Here is a 22,120-nt window from a genome sequence, read left to right on the forward strand (position 1 = left end):
GCATTGTTTCCCAAGAGTGAGTCGCCGCGATGCGCTGGCTATTACCCGTCTTGATGGTCACAGTCTCAGCCGCTCACTCGCTCGCGGCCGAGCCAAAATCTCCGATTCAGCATGAGCCTGTTCAGCCGAAACCGGATGTGCCGGTGCTGGTCACCGCCCAATTGGCGCCCGGCGTGACCAAGGCGGTTTTGAAACTGCAAGCGGTCGAGCCGGGGAAATACATCCGCAAATCCGATCCGGCTTACGAAAAGAGCTGGACCGATTTGCCGATGCACGATGACGGCAAAGACGGGGACGCCAAGGCTGGCGACGGTGTTTTCAGCGTCCAAGTCCCGGCGAAATATCAACAGCATCGCTGGCTGATTCGTTACCGCGTGGTGGCGACCGAACAGGATGGCAAAGCGAAGCAATATCCCGCCGATGAGGCTTGTCCCAATTTCGCCTGGTGGTGCGATGCCGGCACTGCTCCTTGGACGGGAAGCCGGGAGCCGGGGAAGACGCCGCCGCTGGTTTTCTCTCAAGAATTTCTCGGCACGATGCAATCGCTCCGATTGATTGCCCGAAACGAAGATGTCGCCAAGAGCCAGTGGGATGGCAATGCCCACAAACAGAAACAACAGGGCACGATTGTCTATCGGGGTATCGCTTACGATCACATCCAATTCAGCAACCGGGGACAAGGGAGCGCCCATATCTCCGGGAAGAACAAGTGGGGTGTGAAGTTCAATCGCGGTCATGACCTGCCGCTCGTGGATCACGATGGGATTCCGTTTCCGGATACCTGTGACAGCCTGAATCTCAACCCCGGCGGTTCAACGCCTTATTTGCCGGTTCTGCGCGGCGTCGCCGGTCTTGATGAGGTGCTGTCGATGCGGGCCTATCGGCTGGCCGGGGTTCCCAGCCCGCCCGCCACTTGGATTCAATGGCGAGTGGTCGATCATGCCGAGGAAGTCAACGCCAAGGATCAATATCAAGGCGATCTCTGGGGGCTTTATGTCGCCATCGGCGAGATGAAGCCCAAGATGCTCGCCGACCAGAAATTGCCGGACGGCATCACATTCAGCACCCAAAGCGGCTTGAAGCACACTCCCAAGGGCATGACCGACGCGGACAAGGTGTGGGAGAAGTTTCTCACCGGCATGAGGTCAAACCCCAAAGAAAGCTGGTGGCGTGAGAATCTGGATCTGCCCGCTTACTTCAGTTTCCACGCCATCAATCGGCTGATGGGCAACGTCGATCTGCGACCCGATGGCAACCACGGTTATTACCGTCATCCGGACGGGCATTGGCTGCCGATCCCTTGGGACAATGACATGATGTTCGTCCCCCGACACCACCAACCCGGTTACATCGAAGCCGTCGGCTGCCTGAACCATCCGAAGATCGCCCTCGAATACCGCAACCGGGTGCGTGAAATCCTCGATCTGTTCGCCGCGAACCCGGGCCCAACCGGCGGGCAGGTTGGCCAGTTGGTCATGGATTTGGGGGCGGCTCTCACGCCCAAAGGCTTCAAGGTTGACTGGCCCCGGCTTGACGAAGCCATCTGGAACCAGCATCCGCGAATGAATCAGAAAGGGTCGTATTATGTGAATCCGGCCGATGGCTCACACTTCGGCGGGCCTTGGAAGCGGACGCTGGCGACCAACGATTTTGCCGGCTTCGAGAAGTACCTCATCGATTTCTGCACGGATTCCCGGCCTGTCAAGAACTACGCCCCCAACGACGGCGACCAGCGTGGTTACGGCTGGGGATATCTGAATCACGAGGCAAAAGACGACAAAATCCCCGCCACTCCGAAAGTGGAACAACTACCCGGCGATGCCAAGCAGTTTCAAGCGAGCGAGTTCAAATCACTCGCCGGCCATCAGCAAGCCGCGCTGGAGTGGCGGGTCGGCCGGGTGGGCAAACTTGGCTGGTATGAACTCAGCCCGTATTGGCGAAAAGACGTTGAATCCGGCTCAAAGATCGAGATCCCGGCCGAGACCTTCAAAGAACCGGGAGAATACCGTGTTCGGGCCCGCTGGCGGGATAGCACGGGCCGGTGTGGTCACTGGAGCCCGCCAGTCGAAGTCCGTGTGCGGTGATGATCCTCAAGCGAAATCCAGATTGCCAGCGGGAGAATGCCGCTATTTTTTGGGAGACGAGGCCGGAGCCTTCCCCTCGCCGAGTTCCTTGAAATCGCCGTTCGTCTCGGCCTCCTTCGCCGTGCTTGTCCGGCTGCAAAGGCTGACCGGAAGGGGTTTGTCCTTCATGGCCGCCCCAGCGTAGACTAGATAACGACTTCCCTTTTTAAAACCGTATCCGCAGGTGGCCCCGCTTTTGTGGGTGGAAACGGTCAACTCGGCCGATTCGCCCCCCTTCCACCACTTCTCCACCTTGAGCGTTACTGTCCAATACTGACCGTCGTCTTCAAGTTTGACCACCTCGGCCAGACACACCGCCGTCGCCCACTCCATCTCCGCCTTCGGCGGCGGAGGCGCGGCACAGCTACAGGCGGACAGATTTTGTCCAGCCACGCCAATAATCAATAACAAAACAGCCACAGAGAATCGCATGAGATTGTTCCTCAGTTGATAAGGGAGACTGATCGGGCAAAAGGCTCTCTACACGTTAGACGACATTCGAGGAAAATTCACTTGTGTTTGTAATGTATTCGTCTTGAAAACTTGGAGGACATCATAATGTTGTTTTGAACTCGATTAATAGCGTTCGGGAACAATAAAGCAAAACCCTTTGTTTTTACGGGTGTTCATCATTATTTCCGAACGTTCTTGGAATGTGGCATCTCTATCTTTAGTTGTTACCTGACCGACGGGCGGGGATAAGAGATGCCCAGACGGACAAGCTCTCTCGTCGCTGCAGCCAATCCGTCAACTCCTGGAAACAGTGAGGCGGCCGTGACGTTCATCATCCGAAGCTGACGCAATATCAAGGGCTTTAATGCTTTCGGGACAATCAATTTTCGATACACCTCGCCTTGTCCTGACGCATGCGATGGTGCCAGAAGCGAGCGAAGCAATGGCTCTTGATCGTCAATAATGTCCTCGGAATACAAAAACAAACCTTGTTGGGCGACCATCCGACGTGAGGGGCGTTCTGGAAAGAAGATCGTGAGTTTTTGATACGCAGCTAGCGCCTGTTCAAAAAGAGCCATTGGATGAACAACCCATATTGCTCCGTCTGATTCCCAAGAATTCACCGAGGCAAAATATGCGGCAACATATGGGGAACGAGTCCAGTCGAGCAATCGCGTCGGAGCTCCGTGATGCTGCATTAAAGCCCACCATGCTGTTCTATCATCAGGCTTGGGCAATTCACATGGTTCAATGAGCAGGTGAGCTTGCTCTCTGAACGCATTGACACAATCTTCTTCAACTCTGATGGCGTCTGCCAGTTGAATCGAATTTGGGAGTAACCGACAGAGGGATGATGTGATGCCCCAACTCGCGTCTGATTGTCCCCGAAAAATGTAGGCGGTTGTGGTCGCCGGGCCAATTGAGCAAAGCTGATTTACGATTTGTCCGAAGTGTTCAAGGTCTCGCAATTCAATCGGTAACGAATTCAATCGTGCTTCTCCTTGAGTAAGTCAATGAAGAGGAGAGATCGCGGCACTGCCATGATCGAATGTCTGACAGACAATCATGCCATGAGTCAGGTTCGCACCATGACCTTTAAACAGCATCAACTTTGGAGTGGTATAATTTCCGTCGAAAACATGCCCCTTTTGCCTCATTGGTAATTTCAATACATCCAAACATCACGGTTTCAGGTGCTTATCCAAAAACTCGTAAGCCGTATTCCGGGCGGCTTCGGGAAAGTCGTGGCCCGCGTCAGGGTAGATCGCCTTTAGGTTGTCGGCCGCGTTTGCCGCTTTGTAAACCGGTTCGGCCACCGCGATCACATCCTTCACCCCGTCCACGGCAAAGTTGTCATCCCGCACCGGGGACACTGCCATGAATGCCCGAGGGGCAAAACTTGTCACCACGTCCGTGAAATCGAACGGCATTTTCTTTGCGTCATTCTTGTATTCGGACGAAATTCGCGGCATGTAGCGGTCGCTTGTCCAGCCTTTCAGGTCGCCGTTATAATACTTGGGGAAACTGGTGAATCCGCAGCATGACACCACCGCTTTGAGCCGTTCGTCGAAGGCGGCCGTGAACATCGCATTGTGACCGCCGAGCGAGTGGCCGATGACGCCGATGCGTTCGCTGTCCACGTTCGGCAGTGTCTGCAGCAGATCGACCGCCCGCATGTTGTTCCAAATCGCCTTCATTGATCCAGACTGGTAATCGCCCCGCTTGAACGCCGCTTGAAAATCGCATTTGTAATCGCCGAAACTCGGGTAATCCGGGACGAGGCAAACATACCCGCGTTTGACGAGATGCTGCGCGTACCAGAGGTTGGGGTTGCCTCCCAGCCCGACCGGTTCGTTCTTGCCAATCCCGACGGTCTGTTGAAGGCACAACATGGCGGGCCGCTTGCCCGTCTTGCCGGTCGGAACAAGGAGCCACGCCGGAACGCGGTCCCCCTTCTCGGCGGCATAAGTGAGCTTCGTTCGGGTGTAGCCATCGAGCTTTTCCTCGGCGTCAAGTTTCACATCCAGCGGCACCTTGCGATCGGCGGCCGGCAGCGGTCCCATCGCCTGTTCCATCTTCTTGCGGATGGCCGCCCGGTCAGGCTCGACCGCCACGGAATGGAGCGACAGTGAGAGTGCAAGAGGAAGCGCAAGGCAAAGCGTGAAGCGAGGCATGTCGGTCTCGGTGTGATGGAAAAAGGATCAACCACAGAAACAAGGTGGGAGAGAGCAGATATTTTTATAGCCCTCTTCCGGGTTGGTAACCCGTCCGTTTTTGATCTCCCGTCAGTCTGATTACAATGAACCCCGAAGAACCACAAGGAACGAACTTGAGATGAAAGACGCCGAGTTGGCGATGATCGACAGCCGGATCAACGCCCTCCTGCCTCCCGTGTATCGGGGATGCTACTCTCGCGTCTCCCCGTACTCCATGAGTTCTACGAAACTCAAGTATGGCCCGGACGGAAGGGTTGCTTGGGATGACATCTGGACAACTTTTTGCGACCTGGCTCTGGCCGGCGGGCCGCCTCATCGTGGCAAACTCCTTGAATTCGTCACCGCCAAGGCCATTGCCGACGATCCGGCCCGTCACCATGAAGTGGTCGAAGAGATCATCAGGGCGATTCAACTCACGACTGGTCTGACCGCCGCCGGAGACTCCACCGGGTGTGTCGCGGTCACTTGCCAGACCGAGGCGATGGCCGTCTGGCTTCAGTTCGCAGTGGTCGCTGAAAACGTGTCCTGCCGCCGGAAGGGTTGTTTCCTTCTGCTTCCGGCCGGGCCGGAGTTTCGGGTAGAAAAGGAAATCAAGAACGTCACCGTCGCCCTGGCCAAAGCATGTCACTATTGGGAAGGGCATATTTCGGAGGACCAACAGACGACCGCCGGAACGTTTGCCGTTTGGGAACCGGCCACCCCGTCGGAAGCCGCCGAGTCACCGGTCGAATATCAGACGTCCGTCCAAATGGTGTCGAGTGGTATCGGAGAGGCGACGGGCCTGCCCGTGGAGACCCGATCAACGGGATGGGTGGAAATTGACGCAGACGGTTCGGACGCGGCCGTCTGGATGCTCCGGGCGATCGTGGCTTGCGGAGTCCTGACCCGCCGGGAAGACGGCCGCTTGTGCCTACCGGTTGGCTACCCCGCCGACCCCGTCAAATCCAACCATGTGGCGAGGACTTTTTCATCCGTGTGGCGGCTGTGGAAATTGCATGAAGCCGGGGAGTGATCGGTTGCTCTTCATCAAGGACGGGGGCAAGCCTTTGAGAAATCCGATCTTCACCCGAAAATCCCGCCCCCGCCTGTCACGAATGACTTTGGGAAGAGGTGTGATTCATTCGGAACAATCTTGGCCCGTTTCGCTAATATTGATTCAAACACCCGCTTCCACGGAGATTGACCCACATGGCCGAGCCGACATCGAAACCGAACCTCCCCAAACTCATCGTGACCACCGGCAACGAAGTGCAGGGGCATGAGATTCACGAATATCTGGGAATCGTTCGCGGCATCGTCGTCCGGGCCGCATCCATTTCGCAGGGGATTCGCGGAGCGTTCAAGAGCATCCTTGGCGGAAACGTGGAGGCTTATGCCGAGGTGTGCGAAGCCGCCCGGCAGGATGCCTTCAAGCGGATGGCTAAGCAGGCCCGTGAGATTGGCGCCGATGCGATCATTGGCATGCGATATGATGCCACCGAGTTCATGCAGGGCGCCACGGAAGTGCTGGCTTACGGAACCGCCGTCACGCTCACGCCGCATGCCTGAGCATCAGACAGGAATTGGCCGCGACAAACACACTTTCGGGGATGTCGCGGGTTGCCGCACTTTGTGTCCCGCCGGTCAGTCCGGGACAGATCATCGTTCAACCGCACATCTTCCCATCGACTGATGGCTGAACTCCCGCCCTCACTTTTACGTTTCATGTGATGACGGACAGGGTCGCCATCTTGAAACATCCCGGCGAAGTGAGCAAACTCATCTCATGCTGAATTGTTGATTTTTACCACCAGTCCCGAGACTCTCCCATGTCATCGCTTCGCACGCTGTCGGATCGTTCGCTCGTCACCGGTTGGGACTTTAGCACCGGGGCCGTCAAATGCCTCGCCTTCGATCTGGCCGGGCAGGTCGTCGCGGAAGTGCGATTCCCCACGGACTTGTGGACCGAAGGGGGCGTTTCCGAATTCAACATGCTTCAACTGGAAGGCCAGGCCCGCGCCACCACTCGGGGAATGGCCGCCCGGTTGCGGGAGTTGGGCCGGCTTCAGGACTGGGTGGCCGGGGGCATCTCCGCGACGCACCACACCGCCGGACGGGTGGATGCCCTCGGCAACCAAGTCCGCCGGATGATCTGTTGGAACGACCAAACGCTGGCCGCTTATCACGCCAAGGGAATGGAACGGCTCGGCGGGCCGGATGTGGTGAAAAAGCTCATCGGCGGCCCTTGGGCGATCCGGTATAGCCTCAGCCATTTGGTGAAGGACGAGGATACCCTGAACGCCGCCGACTGGAAGCGCACTTCCCGCGTGTTGCCGCACGGCCCGGCCGCCGGCGGATATCTGACCGGGAAGTTTGACGTGACCAGCGTTTCCTCGGCCGCCTCCACGGGCATCATGGATTTTCGCACCAACCAATGGTCGCGGGAAATGCTCGGGAGCCTCGGCTCGGCCGAACATCGGGAAATGGCTTGGAGCTCGTTGCCCAAGATCATCCAAGACATGAACGAACCCATCGGCCCCCTTTCGGAAAGCATCGCCCGCGATGCCGGCTTGCCGGATGGCTTGCGGCCGCTGGTCTTCCCGACACTCGACGATCAGGCGGCCGGGTTGGTCGGCGGCGGGGCCGTCGATGCGGGACAGGTGGCCATCATCCTCGGGAACTCGGCGGTGGTGAACTCATCGGCCTCGGCCGCCCCGCAATCGGGTTCGCTGGATGCGATGAAACTCAACTGGGGTCCGTATCTCTGGATGCGATGCTACAGCAACGGCGCTCAATTCCTTGATCGCGTGATTGGCTCGAAGCCCGATTGGGAATCGCTGGAGAAAGCGGCGAGGGCCGTGCCGCCGGGTTGCAACGGAGTGAGCGTTCTGCCGTTCGTGTTGTCTGAACCATCCGTGGGCGTGACCGCCCCGCGCGTGCAATGGTTCCCCCAAGAGCCGACGGATGCCGGAGTCCGTTTCCGGGCGGCCTTGGAAGCCATTGCTTACCTGATCGCTTTGGCGGTGAAAGAACACGAATCAGCCGGGACAAAAGTTACCCGGATCACGGTTTCCGGCGGAATTGCGAAGAGCCCGTTGATGGGAGAGATTCTCGCCTCCGTGGTGAACAAGCCGCTGGAGCGGTTGCAATCCAGCGAAGGCACGGCCCTCGGGGCGGCCGTCGTGGCCCTCGCGGGAATCGAGAACCACAATCGACGGTCACAAAAGATCGCGGAAGAATACACCGTGGCTGATGCCGTCACTCAACTGGTGCGATTTGGCGAACCCGTCGCCCCGGTCGGCGAATGGACGAAGACTTACGCGACGGGGCTGGACGGGTTTCGGAAGAAAATCGGGTGACGCTTGAGATCACCCGAGAATGACATCACTGCTTGAGCGTTGGGGTGGCCGGTTGGGCCGGAACAGTGGCCGAGGGGACAATTCTGATCTCTGCCGGCACTGGTTTAGCGGTGGCTGGCTCCCCCGGTTTCGGTTGAACGAGGATAAAATTCCCCGACGTTGTCTTCTGGGGAACCGCAATTGTGGACGTTGTCTTCTCGGTGTCCGCAATCGTGGTCCAGTAGACATTCTTGGTCTTGTCCCCCAATGTGTTCGTCGTCGGGCGGTCCGTGGTGATATTGATCGTCTCCGGCTTTTCCGTGTTTTCCATTCCCAGCTTCAATCGTAAATAGATGCCTTTGTCTCCCCCCGTCATCATCTTCACAAAACCCTGAATCGCCTGCTGGGCTTCCGGGGTGGTGGTCACGATCAGCGTGTCTCCATCCGTTTTTATTTCCATCACCACGTTCTTGATGCCGTTGAGCAGCGTGATCAGCGAAGCGGCTTGCTCTTTCGGGAGTTTGTACGTGGCCCGCGACAGGAGGATTGTTCCGGCCGTCGAGGGCATCGTGACAAGGTGAGGTTGATTCAACCAAACCCCCATCGGGGCCGGTTGGGCGGGGGGGACCGCAGGCGCCGTTTGTGCCCATAGCATGGGGGGGGCAACTGCAGCGGGGGTCAACGGCTTGGCGGGGACGGCGGGAGCCACGGCCGTGGGAGCCGCGCCCGGAGGCAACGGCTGGGCGACCGGCGGCGTCACGGGTGTCGTGAAACCGTAAAACGTATTAGCCGAGGGCTGAGACGCGGTAGCGGAGGGCTTGAGTTGATTTCCGTCGATCACCACGATCACGCCGGGAATCTCTTTGCCATCCGGCCCGATGACTTTGACGCCGTTGGTCCCCGCCTTAATCAGACGTTGTTCCGGCTTGGCCTTGGCCGCCAGCAAGTCATGAAGCCGGGCAACGAGGGCTTCATGGGGGACGTTCGCAGGTTTCGGATCGGCCGCGTCCCGAGATTTGAGCTCGTTTGCTTTCAGGTGCTCGTCGAATACCTTTCTCTTTTCCAGTTCGCGTTGCTGTCGTTCAAGCAACACTTTCGCCTCAATGATCTCTTTGTTGGCTTGGGCAATTCTGGCGGCTTCTTTCGCCTCTTGTTGTTGTTTGGATCGCAGGGCATCCATCCGCGCGGTCAGGGCTTTGATTTGTTCTTGAAGCACTTTCAACTCGGCGTCTTCCGGCGGCGTCTTGACCAGAATCCCCTGCATTTCGATGTCAGCTTCCACCAGGAGGGGCGGTTTCGCCGGTTCGGGCTTGGCCGGGGCCTGTCCGAGCGTTAACGCGGGGATGGCGGCCAGACCGAACAAGGCCACGCAGAGTTTGGCGGCAAAGGCCGCGCGGCTTGGTGTCGTCGTTCGCATGATTTGAGTCAACCTTTCTTGCATGTCCCGCTTACCTTCCCCAAGAACACCGACGGCGGCAGCGGGTCGCCGGCGGGGTTGAAACATACACACGGTCAGCAAAGCCTCGGCATACGTCCGGCGGTCGGCCTGCGTGGTCGCCCATTGATCGCAGGCCAGTTCGGCGTCGGCCCGCAACCGTCGGCGGGCCAGCCAGAACACCGGATTCCACCAATGAACCACGGCCGCCAGCATTTCCAGCCAGCGCACCCAATGGTCCCGTCGTCGCAGATGAGCGAGTTCGTGGGCGATCACCGCCCGGCGTCCCTCGCCGCTCACCTGTTTTTCCAAGTCGGCCGGCCACAACAGCACGGGCCGGCCCACGCACCACATCACCGGGGAGGCCAGTCCCGCCAACATCCGCACCACGGGCGTTCGCAGGCCCATCCCGTTCGCCACAATGGCCACCTCGGACACCAGCGAGTCCGGCGCCTTCTTCGCCAGCCGGGCAAATCGGCCGAACCGCCAAGTGTCCCGTGTCATCCGCAGGACCGTCAGCATCCCCCCGCCCATCCAGACAAACAACACCCACCATTCCCATCGCCGATCAGGTTCCGGCTTGGCGACAGTGACGGCCTCGATCTTCGACGAAGTGGATTCTTCGACAACCGGGAATTCCTCGCGGACAAACACCGGGGCGGCATTTTCCCCGAGCGGCACTTCGATCATTTCTTCCGAGACCAACCCATAAACCGGCTCGGGCGAAAGCGTCAACGGATCAACCATCGTTGATACATCTTCCAACGGCGGGGCCGGCAGCGCCGCCACGGGAACGGACCAGAGGAATTCCACCGGCGACACGAGTTTGAACAACACAATCAGCCAAAGGGCATGCCGGACGCCGGGGGCGGGCCGGCCGAAACGAATGACCGTCCACACCAAGGCGGCGAACAGGGCGGCCGTCAGCGTGTTGGCCAAGAGCCACGCAATCATTTTTTGCCCCCCTTCTTCGGCTTCGCGGGCGGTTCGCCATCGAGCTTGTCGAGAAGTTCCCGAAACTGGGCGATCTCCTCCGGCGAGAACTTGCCCCCCTCGACCAAGGCAAGCATTAACGGGGAGGAAGTTCCCTCGCAATACGTGGCGGCCAGATCGGTGAGTTGCTGTTGCAGCAACTCATTGAGCGTGACGGCCGCCTTGTAAACATGGGCCGGGGTGGACCGGCCGCACTCCACATACCCCTTGCCCGCCAGCCGGGTAAGCAGGGTCTGCACGGTGGTGTACGCCCAGGTGGCGCCCTGATCCAACAAGACCGTGTGCAGCTCACGAACAGTTCCCGGCCCGTGGTCCCACAGGGCCTTCAGCACGGCCCGTTCGGTTTCACTGATGGGTGACGGCGACGACAAGAAAAGCCCTCCTACATGTTGTCGGAGGACAGTCTACTACAATGTGTCGGAGGATGTCAATCCGAGATTCTGGATTTGTTACACTTCGGGGGAATGACCAACTTGGAATGACCAACTCAGAATGACCAATGACCAATGACCAATGACCAATCAGGATTTGTTCACTAACCCAGATAAGGCTCAAACACAATCGGTTTGGTCATTGGTCATTGGTCATTGGTCATTCCGAGTTGGTCATTCCAGCCGGTCATTTCCACCATCATTCCCGCCGGCCCGGCGTTGACAACGAGCGTTGGGCCGTTTTGGAATTGCTTGCCGCCGCTGGCATGAATATGCCCGCAGACGACGAGACGGGGGAGCCGCTCATCAACGATCTTTCGCACGGCCTGGCTTCCGAGATGCTTGCCGTTGGAAGCCATGTCGAGCAATCCAAACGGCGGGGAATGGCTGACGAGGATGCCCCCGGCCGGGAAATCTCGCAACAATTCGGCCGCTTGTTCTTCACTGAAATCGTAACTCCAGCTTCCGAACGGCGTGACCGGAACCGCTCCGCCGAGGCCGAAGATATCGAGGCCATTCAGAGTGATCCCCGTGCCGTGCAAGACGTGCGTGCGGGGATGATCCCGGCAGGCTTCTGTGAGTTCCTCCAATGATTCATTGTTGCCGGGAACATAGACCGCCGGACATGAAAGATCCCGCAGAATGTCCAGTGTCAGCGCCAGACGCTGGCGGCCATTGGCGAAGTCCCCCGCGCCGATGGCAATGTCGGTCTTCGCGGACAGGGCGACCAAATTTCGGGCGGCCGCGGTGTCACAATGCAGGTCGGAGAATAAGAGGAGTTTCATCGCGAGAGTTATCCGGTTGCCTGATGTGGGTTTTCGACTAACCTACCCGAATCGGTTCCGGGGGGCGAGATGCCCGTCAACGGAGGAACGGATCATGCAAACGCGGCTTGCGGCCATCATCACACTGCTTTTCATCGGCTCCATCAGCCGGGCCGATGAAAAGGATGGTTGGATGGAATTGTTCAACGGCAAAGACTTCACCGGCTGGGTGATCGACGGCCCGAAGGACTACAAGGACAAAGCAGACGGAAACAAGGTGAAACCGCTTTGGACCGTCGAAGAGGGTCTCATCCGCACGACGGGCAACGGTTTCGGCTTCTTGCGATACGACAAGAAGTTCGACAATTTTGTGTTCCACGTCGAGTACCGGATGGTGAAAGAAAAAGACGTGAACAGCGGACTTGGCATCCGGACGATGATTTTCGATCCGAAGAAATCATTGGAAACCCGGCCGAGCATGTATTCCTACGAAGTCCAATTGCTGGACGACACGGGAGCCAAGCCGAACGAACATGGAACCGGATCGCTATACCGTTATGTGGCCCCGGCGAAAACGGCCCATAAACCGGCCCCGGAATGGAACACCGTTGAAGTGGAATGCGTCGGCCCGAAGATCCGAATCAGTTTCAACGGAACCGAAACACTGAACTTTGACCAGTCGACAAACCCCAAATTAAAGGACAAACCCCTGAGCGGTTATGTGTGCCTGCAAACGCATAGCAAACAGGTGGAGTTCAAAAATGTTCGATTGAAGGTTTTGAAATGAGATGTTTGGCGAGTAGGTCAGGCTTTCTAGCCTGACGTGTTCGTCAGGCTAGAAAGCCTGACCTACTTTCTTGAAGTGCCGACGCCCGAAGTGAAGCTCCCCCAAGTTGAAAGTGAATCATGAGCGACGAAAACACCACCCCGACACCCTCCCCGGCCCCGGCCGAAATCCCCGCCGCCGAAGCGGCCGCTCCGGCTCCGGCGACGGGAGCAACCCCGGCACCGGCCGGACCTCCCGCCACCGGCGAACGGCCGAAGATTGTCAAAAAGTTCTTCAAGGATCGACCGAAGGACGACCGGCCGAAACTAGACCTGACGGAAATCTCCACGGGCGTGAAACTTCGTCAATTGGACGCGGACATCGAAGCCGAACTGGCTTCCGCCATGTCCGGGTTCGACGACCGGATGACCACGGACACCAAAGCATTCAAGGAGAATGCCGCCAAGCCGAAGGAGGCCAACAGCGGCCGGTTCATGGGCACGGTGTTGAGCATCCACGGCAAGGATGTGTTTCTGGACATTCCCGGCCGCCGACATCAAGGACTTCTGCCGTACAGCGCCTTCGAGAAACCGCCGGTGATCGGCGATCAGATCGAAGTGGGCATCGAAGGATTCGACTCCGAAAACGGCGTGCTTCGCCTCACCAAAGACGGTTCGGCCATGTCGGTTGACTGGTCTTCCGTGAAAAAGGGGCAGACGGTCGAGGCCCGCGTTGTGGGCACGAACAAGGGGGGATTGTCCGTTGAAGTCAACGGCATCCGGGCCTTCCTGCCGATCAGCCAGATTGACATGTACCGCGTCGAGAACATCGAGCAGTTCATGAATCAAAAGCTGATTTGTCAGGTGATGGAAGTCATTCCCAGCGAGAAGAATCTCGTCGTGAGCCGCCGGGCCTTGCTGGAGGCAGATCGCAAACGATTGGAAGAATCGTTCTGGAACGACATCGAAGTCGGTCAAGTGAAAAAGGGAACCATCCGCTCCATCCAGAAGTTCGGGGCTTTCGTGAACATCGGGGCGGCTGATGGTTTGCTCCCCATTTCCGAACTGATGTGGGGCCGGGTCGGCAAAGTCGAAGATGTGGTGAAAGATGGCCAACAGGTCGAAGTTAAAGTGACGAAGGTGGACCGCGAAGCCCGCCGGTTGACCCTGAGCTTGAAATCGATGACCGAAAGCCCGTGGATGTCGATCTCGGAACGGTTGCCGATCGGCACCAACCTGAAGGCCAAGATCACCCGCATCGCCGAATTCGGCGCCTTTGCGGAAGTGGAACCCGGCATTGAAGGCTTGATCCACATCTCCGAAATGGGCCTCCCCCGTGGTCGCCGGATTCGTGATCGGTTCCAAGAGAACAAAGAATACGACGTGCAAGTCGTGAGCATCGACAAGGAAGCCCAGCGGATGGGATTGTCGGTGCAGGCAATTGAAGTGGCGAAGCAAAAGACGGAAGCTGAGGCCGCCAAAGCCGAGATGGCCGCCCGCGAAGCCGCCGAAGAGGCCGCCGAGGAAGAACCGAAGCCCAAGAAGGTCTTCCCGTTCAAACTCCGCGGCGGGAAGTAAAGAGAAGACAAGAAAAGACTTAACCACAAAGACGCAAAGATCACACAAAGTTTCACAGAGAAAGCAAAAAAAGATTTCTTCTTTCTTCTCTGTGAAACTTTGTGTGATCTTTGCGTCTTTGTGGTTAAGTCTTTTCTTCTTGTCAGTTAGCCGCGACCGGGTCCAACAGCGTGTTCCACTTGCGGAACGTGCGGTTCTTCCATTCGCCGGTATGATAGGCGTAGCCTAGCAGCAGCGGCATCGCCAGTGTCGCTTCGGCAAACACCATTTGCTCGTAAGCCAAATCCACTTTGCCCCAACTGGAGGCTTCCTTCAGCGTGCTGCCGGAGAGGGCGCCGTCGCGGGAGTCAGCCACCGTCACTTGAATGGCATACTTGTGCATCGGGGCGTCATTGCCGAGGATTTCGGCGGCCACCACGATGTCTTGGGCGAAGTTCTTCGGCACGCCGCCGCCGATCATGAACAGGCCGGTCGTCGGGTTGGCGATCTTCAATTGCGTCAATTCGTAGAAATCTTTGGCACTGTCGATGGACACTTTCGGGGCGTCGCCTCGGGCGTGCTGATGGGCGACGAAACCGAAACCGGCCGAACAATCGCTGAGGGCCGGGACGAAGATCGGCACTTCGTGCTTGAAGGCTTCGTACACAATGCTGTCAGCAGTCTTGCAGCCGTTCTTGTCGAGGTATTCGCCCATCGCCCGGACGAACTCGCGGGAAGAATACGGCCGGGGATCGAGGTCGTCCGTGATTTGCCGCATCACGTCGTCGCACACCCGCAGTTCGTCTTCGTCGATCAGCGTGTCGTAAATCCGGTCGATGGCCAGTTCTCGCAAGTCGGCATCGTGCATGCCAGACTTCAGGGCTTCTTCGGCCACATAGTGCTTGAACCCGAGGGCTTCAAAGAAGTCTTGGTCAACAATGTTGGCTCCGGTGCTGACGATGGCATCCACCATTTTGCAGCGGATGGCGTCGACAATGACCTTCTTCAACCCGGCGCTAATGAGCGACCCGGCGAGGCAGAGAATGATGCCGCAATCCTTGTCCTGGACCATACGAGCGGTGATGTCGGCCGCCCGGCCGAGGTCGCGGGCCGAGAAGGCCATGTTCTTCATGGCGTCCACCATCGGCACGACGTTATGCTTCGTCATGTCGATGTGTTCGATGGGCGTCTTCAGCAATTCTTTCTTGGTCAACATGGCGTCGGCCTTTCTCGGGTCAAAGCGGGTTCGGAAAACGAAACAAGCCACCACGGCCTGCTACGGTGTGGGTCGCCCGTGCGACGCACCCGCCATTGCAGCCCGAGGTGGCTTGAGAAATTAATATATACGTCAGCCGAACGCTAAGACAAGTCTCCGGGATGTTCTCCAAAATTTCATGATTCGATGCCGAGTTCTTCCAAGGTATTTGCCGTGAGAATTCGCGTGGAAAGCTCCATTAGTTCATCAATACTCTTCATTTCAAGTTGATGATCCAGTTCGGATGGGACACCGCCAAACTTCGCCGTCAATTGACGGATCACGACCTTGATAATTCCCTTGCTAATTCCCTCTTGAACACCTTTCTCTCTTGTAGTCACGTTCATGGCTTTTAATCCTCGAAAATTAGGGCTGCCCTGAAGTTGTTCAAACTGGTTTTGCTGATCGGGCGTCAGCGGAAGATATGCCTGCACACATTCGGCAAGCAAGTATTTCCGGTTTTCATCCAGTTCTGATCCGGCGATTCGCTCCAATGCCCGGCCACCCAGAGGCACTGTTTGCGAAGGGTTCATCTGCATGAATGGAATCAGGCCGACACCGAGCAGGTTTTGCCCCTCGACATATTCTAACGCATCCAACCGGGGAAGACCGACGTACAAATAGCGAAACCGCAGTACTTCCAAGTTTCCGAACGTCTCGGTGTATTCGTCCTGATCGATGCCGCCCATGCCGACCTTGAGATAGATGGCCACGGGAAGAACCGGCAAGCCGTGTTTTGTCCGCAGGTGGGAATAGCTCTCCCACAATTGTCGGCGGGCAACGGTGGTCCGGTCGGCCGATTTGATCTCCACATGAACAAGGGCCAGATATTCGGCCGGATCGCCGGGCCGGACCAGTTCCGGTGAGCGAACCGGAACTCGGGCCAGCAAATCAAGCGTCCGGCGCCGCCCCTCCGGCGGATCGGCAAAGACTTCTTTGTCCAGCCACTCAACGTGAGAGAAGTCCAGCCATTCGGCCCACGACGGGAAGAACAGTTCAAAAAACTCCGGGAAGAACAAAGCGAACAAGTTCTTCAGGCGTTGATCGTGGTCTTCCATGTCTGGTTCCTCAGCGCACGATCACATACATCGCCTCGGGGGGCAGCGTCACCTTCAGCGTTCCGGTGGCCAGCTTATTGCTTTTCACCGGGGCGACGGGGTTAAAGTTTGCGTCCAGCAGGGTGGCGTTGGAGAGACCGGGGCTGGTGAAACTTACGGTCGCCTTGGTGGCGTCCACCATCCACGGGCCGCTGCCGATGTTGTCCACTTCTTTGCCGTCGAATGGCTTTTCGCCCTTGGGCATCACCTTTTTGGCGGTTTCCTTCCAATCCTTCGGATGGCATTTGGTGCCGATCTGAAGCAGAATTTTCCCGGAGGTCTGAATCGGCTTACCATCAAGGCTCACAGCCAGAATCGCCGCATAGTCGTTTTCGCTGGTGATCTCCAATCCGTCCGTTTTGAACGTGCCGCCCGCCTTCTTCAAAAAGCCGCAGATGCCTTGGGCGTTCGGGGCGTTGATGATGGCCACTTGCTTGCCCCAGTCGAGCGTCAGTTCGCCGGTGTTGCTCTTCACGGTCTTGGCGGTTTGATCGATGAACTTGGCTGAATCGTTCGTCGTCTCATTAGCCTTGCCGCCGTAGACCACCTCCACCGGGCCGACGTAGAACGCCAGCGGGTCGATGGCGGCCATCTCCGATTTCTTGGCGGTGTTGCCGGTGTCGCGGTTGGGGTCGTAGCCCGGATCTTCGGCGATCAACGGCGGGTTGCGATTCCACAAATCCGGCAACGGGCGATACTCGACGACGGCGGGCGTTCCTTTCTTCACCAAATTGGTTCGGAACAAATACGCGGCCGCCGGGAATTGGCCGAGTTGGGTCGGTGTGGCAATCACCCATTTGCCGAGCGTTTCCTTGTTGAAACCGTTGGCCGAAGTTGGCGGCATCCATTCGGTGGCAGTCGTCGCAAACCAATAGAAGCAATCGACGCCGCTGAGGGATTGGTAAGCGGCCGCGAGGAATGCTCCCTCGGCCTGAAATTCATTGGGCGTCACCCATGCGGATTCGGGTAGGATCATTGCCTTGCCCCGAACTTGCTTCAAATTCACCGGCAATTCGCGGGGTTCTTGAAGCACGGAGACGCTGGCGAACGTGTCTTTGCCCGTGATCGCCCAACCCCGGTTCACTCCCAAGTGCGGCGGGCTGAAATAGCGGTTCACGCCGATCACTTCGCCGGGGGTGTAGGAATATCGCTCCGCGTCATCGAGCAAAAACGTGTCCGCGCTTCGCCAGTTGCCACAGTTCACCACTTGTTTGCAACCCACATCATTCCGAAGAAAACCGATGATTGATTGGTTGAATTCTCGCATTGTTTCCGTCAAAAATTCAAGTTGATCGGCCAACCGCTTTCCTTTCGATGCCTCCCACTTCGGCGCCCCGCGAGTCATATCCCAAGTCCCGTAGAAGCCGAGACGTTTGGCGGCCGCGTCGTCTCCGGGAACTTTCGTGTTATTCCATGCGGCTTGGGCTTTCTCCAGCGAGCCGTATTTGGTTCCCGCCCATGCGGCAAACTGCTCGCCCAACACTTCTTTTTGCGGGCCGCTGATGCCTTGGAAGGTCCAGAACAGCAGGCTGTCCTCGTTTTGAATTTGAATGATGGCGAGGGCCGGATCATCCTTCAGGGCCAGCCCGGTATATGGGTTCTTGGTGGTGAAGAGGGTCTTCAACCAGCCTTTGTAAATCTCCCGTAACTTTGGGTTGAAGAACAGCAATCCGTGGGAATCTTGCCTGTCCGGCCCGTCGATGTTCCAAGTGCGGGGCACCCGAAGAGCGTTGGCCCAATATGGGCTGACAGTGGTGTAAATCCCCTCTTTCTTCATCGCGGCCACAAGTTGGAACAACCGGTCCATATAGGGTTCATTGACACGGGTTGGATCGTTCGATGCCCCTCCCTTCGGCGCAGCATTCGGAAGATCGGCGCCGTGCCAGCGGACCATGTTCACGCCGCGTTTCGCCAAGAAACGGGCGTGGCGTTCGAGGTCTTTCTTCGGATGTGAACTGTATTGCGGCAGCGGGTCTTGCACGTTGGTGTTGATGCCCCAAAACCGGATCGGCTTCCCGGCTCCGTCGAGGAAATCGCCATCCTTGGAAACGGTGATGAAGCCGTTTTCTCCGGCGACCTTCTCGTTGAGAGACCGGAGATCGAAGAGAGCGTCTTTGGAAAAATCATCTGGTTTCGGATCAAACGGCCATGCCTCTTGGGCCGTCACAATCGTTGGGAGGAAAAGCAGGAGCAAGAAGTAGCGGGACATGGAGAAAGTCCTTCTGTTTTCAGTGAAAGCGCGGCCAAGGTGGCGTGTCCGCACTCTGAAGTGAGATTACTGAAAACAGAATGCGGGATGCTCATTCCTTGAGCAAAACCCCAACCAACGACTTCAATGCGGTCAAATTGGCGGTGAAGTCTCCATCCGGGTCGTGGCTTTTCTCGGCCCGCATGCCATCGAAAAATCCCCGGATGTTCCCGGCCTTGTCCACCACCACCAAGCGGGAACTGTGGTCGAATTCCTCGCCCGGTTTGGGCGTCTTGCTTCGTTGAGCCGAGACTTTGAATCCGTCTTTCAACAGGTGATGAATCTTTTCTTCCGGCCCGGTGAGAAACAGCCATTGCTTGGGGTCGGCCCGAAACTTGGTGGCGTAATCTTTCAATTCATCCGGCGTGTCCCGTTCGGGGTCCACGGTGAAAGTCACCAATCGCAAGTTCGGTTCGGCCGTCAGGTTCAACTCCGATTGCAGGCGCCCCATCGTGGCGGTCACCTGCGGACACGGGCCGGTGCAACGGGTGAACACAAACGAGGCCACCCACACCTTCCCTTGCAGGTCGGTGTTTTTCACAGATTGGCCGTTGCGCTCCGTCAGCGTGAAATCGGGAACCGGAATGCTGACTTCGGCTCGCACAACTCCGGGCGTTGGTTTCGGTGAATCGGGGCAACCGAGAAAAGGCAACACACACAATGCGAGCAGGAGGCGGGAACGCATCGAACACCGTTGACAGAGGAGAAATCAACCAAGCAAAAACGCATGAACCATCAGCAGGGCCATCACGGCAGGCAGATACAAAATCGAAACCTGCAACACCTGCCGGGCTTGTTTGTCCGTCCGTTCGCGGGAAAACTTCAACGTGCTGAGCAGAAACAGCACCCCGCAGAAGATGGCGCCGAAGGCATAACTCACATCGGCCAGTTGAAAATCGGCCCGCATCACCGGGAGCAGGCTGCTGACAATCAGCAACACACACCAAACGATCATCGCCCGGCTGGTCCGGCGGCCGGTTTCGTCAACCACCGGCAGCATCAGATGCCCGGCCTTCGCGTATTCCTGCCGATACATCCAGGCGATGGCCATGAAGTGTGGCAATTGCCAGGTGAACAACACCAAGAAGATGGCGACGCCCCCAAGGCCGATTTCCCCCTTCGCCGCGTACCAACCGATCACCGGCGGCAACGCCCCCGGAATCGCCCCGATCACCGTGTTCCAAGTCGTGACGGGTTTGAGCGGGGTGTAGATCGCCACATACGAGATAAACGTGATCGCGGACACAATGGCCGCATAGGGAGTCGGCAAGGCGTGCCACAAGTAATTCACGCCGGTGACCGCGATGGCGGTCCCGAACACGACGACTTCCAAATGATGCAACCGCCCGGCGGGCAATGGCCGATTGGCGGTTCGCCGCATCCGCGTGTCGGTGTCGCGTTCGATCCACATATTCCATGCGCTGGCCCCGGCGGCCACCAACCCGGCGCCGAGGAGCGTATGGATCATCGGAGCCAGTTTGGCGCTCATGCCGGCCCCCATCAGGTAGCCAGCGCCGACGGTGATGAGAACCATCACCGCAATGCGAGGCTTGGTGAGGGTGACGTAGTCCGACATCCGCTGACGCAGCAGGACCGGGAACGGAGCTTCCGGAGTGGACAAAGTAATGGGACCGCTGGCCAGTTTCATGAGGTTATTCCTGCCGTGCCGGCCAACGATGGTTCCGGTCGCGGCGATTCTTTCCAATCTACGTTTCCTTGGGCCGTCGGGCCAACCGGAGTAGCCGGGTTCTTTCGCACCAGCAGGGCGACAATCACGGACACCGCGAGAATCCATGTTCCCGTGTGAGCATGAATGGTGCGGATCACCGCTTTTCCGACGGTGATTTTTTCCAATTCAGGCAGGGTGGGACCGAGGAATTTGCCGATCCATGCCTCGACGCCGAGGAGAATTTGCACGGTGATTAATCCCATCAGAACACGAAAGGGGAATTTCAATTTCGCCTTGCTCTCGGGGTCCGACAGTCCTTGTTTCATCACCAGCGTGGCGAACCCGACCACCACAAACGCGAAGATCAAATGCAACCGGATGCCGATGGCGTCCGGCGAATGCCTGATCCACGCCCCCCAGATAATTTGCATGTACGCGAACAACACCAGGGAAATCGTCTGCCATCGCAACCGGCGGCGAGTTTCTTCGGGAATCATCACCGGACCGGGTCGCCGGGTGAGAACGGCGATGGCGATCAGCAAACTGAAAACAATCTGGGCGAAACTGCCGTGGACGGCGGCGAGGTCCGTGCCCGCCAGTTCGTTGAAACGAACACGCAGGCCGCCGAGCATCCCCTGAATCATTACGGCCACCAAAGCGATCACGCCCAAGAGCCGAACGCCGGAACCTTGCGCCCCGGCAAAGCACCGGCCGATGGAGATCAGCAAAATCACCGCGAGCGAACCGAGCAGGGCATAGATCACCTCCATCGGCCAGACCGCCACCAGCAGTTCCTTTTGGGCAGTCATTTTGCCGTGGAACTGGCCGAACAGGGCGAGAAAAGCGACCAGCGGAACCAACCCGGCAAAGCGAGCAAGCTTGTTGCGATCCGTGAACCAAAGACCGATGGACAACACCGAAACAAAACCGCCGGTGAGAAAGCCAAACAGCCGATGAGTGTGTTCGATGAGAAAGCCGGGTTCCTTCTCCTGCCAGTTAATCATCGCCAATGCCCACGGTTCGGTGGGCCAGACAGGGTCGGCCATGCCGACTTTGAACGTGGTGACCAGTCCGCCGAGGATGAGAAGCAGCGTGGTCACCACCACGGTGGTGATGGCCCAGACATGCAGCCAGCGGGGAAACGGGCGGGACTCGGCCGGGGTGTTCATCAGGGGAAGCTCGTCGGCGGGGCGACATTCCGGGCAAAAAACCATTATCGGAATGAACCGTCAAACAGAGTAGATGACAACCAGCCGGGAAAAGCGGAATGCGAAATTTGAAAAACAGAGGCGGTGTTCGCGTCTGACAAAGACCGCTGAACACCGCTGTGAAGTCATCGTGGCCAATCGACGGGCTTGTAAGGAATCTTGTGTCAGGGGAGTGGAACGGGTATTACCCATCCTCTTTCTTTGACGGAGATTACGCATGGACGCGATCTTGAAATCCCAAGCCGAGCAACTGGCGCGGGACATGGCCGCGCAGGCCACGACGATTGACGACCTCAACGCCCTGATGCGGACGATGATGAAGTCGGCCCTCGAACGGATGCTCAACACCGAGATGGATGTTCATCTCGGACGCCGGCCAACCCCGGCGTTGGCGGCCGGTCCCGTCGAACCCGCCGCTGTTCCCGACGATGCCAAACCGGCGGCCAAAAATCGTCGCAACGGACATTCCCGCAAGACGGTCGGCGGTGATATGGGGGAGTTCACGCTCCAGACCCCGCGTGACCGGCGGGGCACCTTCGAGCCGCAGGTGATCGCCAAACACCAACGCCGCCTGGACGGGTTCGACGAG

The 22,120-nt window shown here is 57.9% G+C and carries 19 protein-coding genes; 7 read left to right on the forward strand and 12 right to left on the reverse strand.

Translation table 11 applies throughout. The annotated features are described in order from the left end of the window. Nucleotides 1-29: 29 nt before the first annotated feature. Nucleotides 30-2,084, forward strand: a complete 2,055-nt coding sequence (locus tag BGIM_RS0139245) for a choice-of-anchor X domain-containing protein (RefSeq protein WP_063607951.1) — start codon at nt 30-32, stop codon at nt 2,082-2,084. A gap of 42 nt (nt 2,085-2,126) precedes the next feature. Here the strand turns inward: BGIM_RS0139245 and BGIM_RS54820 are convergent, their stop codons facing one another. From BGIM_RS54820 to BGIM_RS0139260, 3 genes are all read right to left on the reverse strand, one after another. After that, a complete protein-coding gene (locus BGIM_RS54820) occupies nt 2,127-2,555 on the reverse strand; it encodes a hypothetical protein (RefSeq protein WP_052640199.1) in 429 nt (142 codons plus the stop codon). A 245-nt stretch (nt 2,556-2,800) separates the two neighbouring features. Continuing rightward, a complete protein-coding gene (locus BGIM_RS60735; RefSeq protein WP_084760431.1) occupies nt 2,801-3,565 on the reverse strand; it encodes an FRG domain-containing protein in 765 nt (254 codons plus the stop codon). Between the two features lie 192 nt (nt 3,566-3,757). Then, a complete protein-coding gene (locus BGIM_RS0139260; RefSeq protein ID WP_020475080.1) occupies nt 3,758-4,750 on the reverse strand; it encodes an alpha/beta hydrolase family protein in 993 nt (330 codons plus the stop codon). Nucleotides 4,751-4,910: 160 nt separating this feature from the next. Between BGIM_RS0139260 and BGIM_RS59080 the strand changes: the two genes are divergently transcribed. The 3 genes from BGIM_RS59080 to BGIM_RS0139275 all read left to right on the forward strand — a co-directional run bounded on the left by BGIM_RS59080 (nt 4,911) and on the right by BGIM_RS0139275 (nt 8,130). After that, nucleotides 4,911-5,804, forward strand: coding sequence for a hypothetical protein (locus BGIM_RS59080; protein ID WP_020475081.1), 894 nt, complete (start codon nt 4,911-4,913; stop codon nt 5,802-5,804). Between the two features lie 176 nt (nt 5,805-5,980). Next, a complete protein-coding gene (locus BGIM_RS0139270; protein WP_020475082.1) occupies nt 5,981-6,340 on the forward strand; it encodes a YbjQ family protein in 360 nt (119 codons plus the stop codon). Between the two features lie 260 nt (nt 6,341-6,600). Beyond that, a complete protein-coding gene (locus BGIM_RS0139275; protein WP_020475083.1) occupies nt 6,601-8,130 on the forward strand; it encodes a xylulokinase in 1,530 nt (509 codons plus the stop codon). A 25-nt stretch (nt 8,131-8,155) separates the two neighbouring features. Here BGIM_RS0139275 and BGIM_RS0139280 read toward each other — a convergent pair whose 3' ends face one another. The 3 genes from BGIM_RS0139280 to BGIM_RS0139290 all read right to left on the reverse strand — a co-directional run bounded on the left by BGIM_RS0139280 (nt 8,156) and on the right by BGIM_RS0139290 (nt 11,753). Next, entirely contained in the window at nt 8,156-10,498 is a 2,343-nt protein-coding gene (locus BGIM_RS0139280) for a M56 family metallopeptidase (RefSeq protein WP_020475084.1), read from the reverse strand. Then, nucleotides 10,495-10,908, reverse strand: coding sequence for a BlaI/MecI/CopY family transcriptional regulator (locus BGIM_RS54835; protein WP_020475085.1), 414 nt, complete (start codon nt 10,906-10,908; stop codon nt 10,495-10,497). Before BGIM_RS54835 ends, BGIM_RS0139280 begins: the two co-directional genes overlap by 4 nt. 206 nt (nt 10,909-11,114) lie before the next feature. Further along, the gene (locus BGIM_RS0139290; RefSeq protein WP_020475086.1) at nt 11,115-11,753 is read right to left on the reverse strand and encodes a metallophosphoesterase family protein; all 639 of its coding nucleotides are present in this window, start codon (nt 11,751-11,753) and stop codon (nt 11,115-11,117) included. Between the two features lie 94 nt (nt 11,754-11,847). On the opposite strand from BGIM_RS0139290, the gene BGIM_RS0139295 reads away from it, so the two are divergent. Together BGIM_RS0139295 and BGIM_RS54840 are read left to right on the forward strand one after the other, a co-directional pair. Beyond that, the gene (locus BGIM_RS0139295) at nt 11,848-12,519 is read left to right on the forward strand and encodes a 3-keto-disaccharide hydrolase (protein WP_020475087.1); all 672 of its coding nucleotides are present in this window, start codon (nt 11,848-11,850) and stop codon (nt 12,517-12,519) included. A gap of 119 nt (nt 12,520-12,638) precedes the next feature. After that, a complete protein-coding gene (locus BGIM_RS54840; RefSeq protein ID WP_020475088.1) occupies nt 12,639-14,075 on the forward strand; it encodes a 30S ribosomal protein S1 in 1,437 nt (478 codons plus the stop codon). Nucleotides 14,076-14,217: 142 nt separating this feature from the next. Here BGIM_RS54840 and BGIM_RS0139305 read toward each other — a convergent pair whose 3' ends face one another. From BGIM_RS0139305 to BGIM_RS64025, 6 genes are all read right to left on the reverse strand, one after another. Further along, nucleotides 14,218-15,270: a 1,9-bis(guanidino)-5-aza-nonane synthase gene (locus BGIM_RS0139305; RefSeq protein WP_020475089.1), complete on the reverse strand. Its 1,053-nt coding sequence runs from the start codon at nt 15,268-15,270 to the stop codon at nt 14,218-14,220. A 176-nt stretch (nt 15,271-15,446) separates the two neighbouring features. Beyond that, nucleotides 15,447-16,367 carry a DUF4351 domain-containing protein gene (locus BGIM_RS0139310; protein WP_020475090.1) on the reverse strand — a complete coding sequence of 307 codons (921 nt, stop codon included), beginning with the start codon at nt 16,365-16,367 and terminating at the stop codon, nt 15,447-15,449. A 10-nt stretch (nt 16,368-16,377) separates the two neighbouring features. Further along, on the reverse strand, nt 16,378-18,615 hold the full coding sequence (locus tag BGIM_RS54845; protein WP_020475091.1) for a hypothetical protein: 2,238 nt from the start codon (nt 18,613-18,615) through the stop codon (nt 16,378-16,380). Between the two features lie 91 nt (nt 18,616-18,706). Next, nucleotides 18,707-19,339, reverse strand: coding sequence for an SCO family protein (locus BGIM_RS54850; protein ID WP_052640201.1), 633 nt, complete (start codon nt 19,337-19,339; stop codon nt 18,707-18,709). Nucleotides 19,340-19,363: 24 nt separating this feature from the next. After that, nucleotides 19,364-20,302 (reverse strand): heme o synthase, encoded by a 939-nt coding sequence (gene cyoE / locus BGIM_RS0139325; protein ID WP_020475093.1) that lies wholly within the window; start codon nt 20,300-20,302, stop codon nt 19,364-19,366. Beyond that, on the reverse strand, nt 20,299-21,492 hold the full coding sequence (locus BGIM_RS64025; RefSeq protein WP_157369773.1) for a COX15/CtaA family protein: 1,194 nt from the start codon (nt 21,490-21,492) through the stop codon (nt 20,299-20,301). The genes cyoE and BGIM_RS64025 overlap by 4 nt, the downstream gene beginning before the upstream one ends. Before the next feature lie 256 nt (nt 21,493-21,748). On the opposite strand from BGIM_RS64025, the gene BGIM_RS66725 reads away from it, so the two are divergent. Then, a partial coding sequence (locus BGIM_RS66725) for a transposase (protein WP_202947376.1) occupies nt 21,749-22,120 on the forward strand: 372 nt, incomplete at its 3' end.

This window comes from Zavarzinella formosa DSM 19928 (assembly GCF_000255705.1).
GTDB lineage: Bacteria > Planctomycetota > Planctomycetia > Gemmatales > Gemmataceae > Zavarzinella > Zavarzinella formosa.

Excerpts from the sequence above, each read along its gene's own strand:
- BGIM_RS0139245 (WP_063607951.1), top strand. The coding sequence starts at position 30 with ATGCGCTGGCTATTACCCGTCTTGATGGTCACAGTCTCAGCCGCTCAC.
- BGIM_RS54820 (WP_052640199.1), bottom strand. The coding sequence starts at position 2,555 with ATGCGATTCTCTGTGGCTGTTTTGTTATTGATTATTGGCGTGGCTGGA.
- BGIM_RS0139260 (WP_020475080.1), bottom strand. The coding sequence starts at position 4,750 with ATGCCTCGCTTCACGCTTTGCCTTGCGCTTCCTCTTGCACTCTCACTG.
- BGIM_RS59080 (WP_020475081.1), top strand. The coding sequence starts at position 4,911 with ATGAAAGACGCCGAGTTGGCGATGATCGACAGCCGGATCAACGCCCTC.
- BGIM_RS0139270 (WP_020475082.1), top strand. The coding sequence starts at position 5,981 with ATGGCCGAGCCGACATCGAAACCGAACCTCCCCAAACTCATCGTGACC.
- BGIM_RS0139275 (WP_020475083.1), top strand. The coding sequence starts at position 6,601 with ATGTCATCGCTTCGCACGCTGTCGGATCGTTCGCTCGTCACCGGTTGG.
- BGIM_RS0139280 (WP_020475084.1), bottom strand. The coding sequence starts at position 10,498 with ATGATTGCGTGGCTCTTGGCCAACACGCTGACGGCCGCCCTGTTCGCC.
- BGIM_RS0139290 (WP_020475086.1), bottom strand. The coding sequence starts at position 11,753 with ATGAAACTCCTCTTATTCTCCGACCTGCATTGTGACACCGCGGCCGCC.
- BGIM_RS0139295 (WP_020475087.1), top strand. The coding sequence starts at position 11,848 with ATGCAAACGCGGCTTGCGGCCATCATCACACTGCTTTTCATCGGCTCC.
- BGIM_RS54840 (WP_020475088.1), top strand. The coding sequence starts at position 12,639 with ATGAGCGACGAAAACACCACCCCGACACCCTCCCCGGCCCCGGCCGAA.
- BGIM_RS0139305 (WP_020475089.1), bottom strand. The coding sequence starts at position 15,270 with ATGTTGACCAAGAAAGAATTGCTGAAGACGCCCATCGAACACATCGAC.
- BGIM_RS0139310 (WP_020475090.1), bottom strand. The coding sequence starts at position 16,367 with ATGGAAGACCACGATCAACGCCTGAAGAACTTGTTCGCTTTGTTCTTC.
- BGIM_RS54845 (WP_020475091.1), bottom strand. The coding sequence starts at position 18,615 with ATGTCCCGCTACTTCTTGCTCCTGCTTTTCCTCCCAACGATTGTGACG.
- BGIM_RS54850 (WP_052640201.1), bottom strand. The coding sequence starts at position 19,339 with ATGCGTTCCCGCCTCCTGCTCGCATTGTGTGTGTTGCCTTTTCTCGGT.
- cyoE (WP_020475093.1), bottom strand. The coding sequence starts at position 20,302 with ATGAAACTGGCCAGCGGTCCCATTACTTTGTCCACTCCGGAAGCTCCG.
- BGIM_RS64025 (WP_157369773.1), bottom strand. The coding sequence starts at position 21,492 with ATGAACACCCCGGCCGAGTCCCGCCCGTTTCCCCGCTGGCTGCATGTC.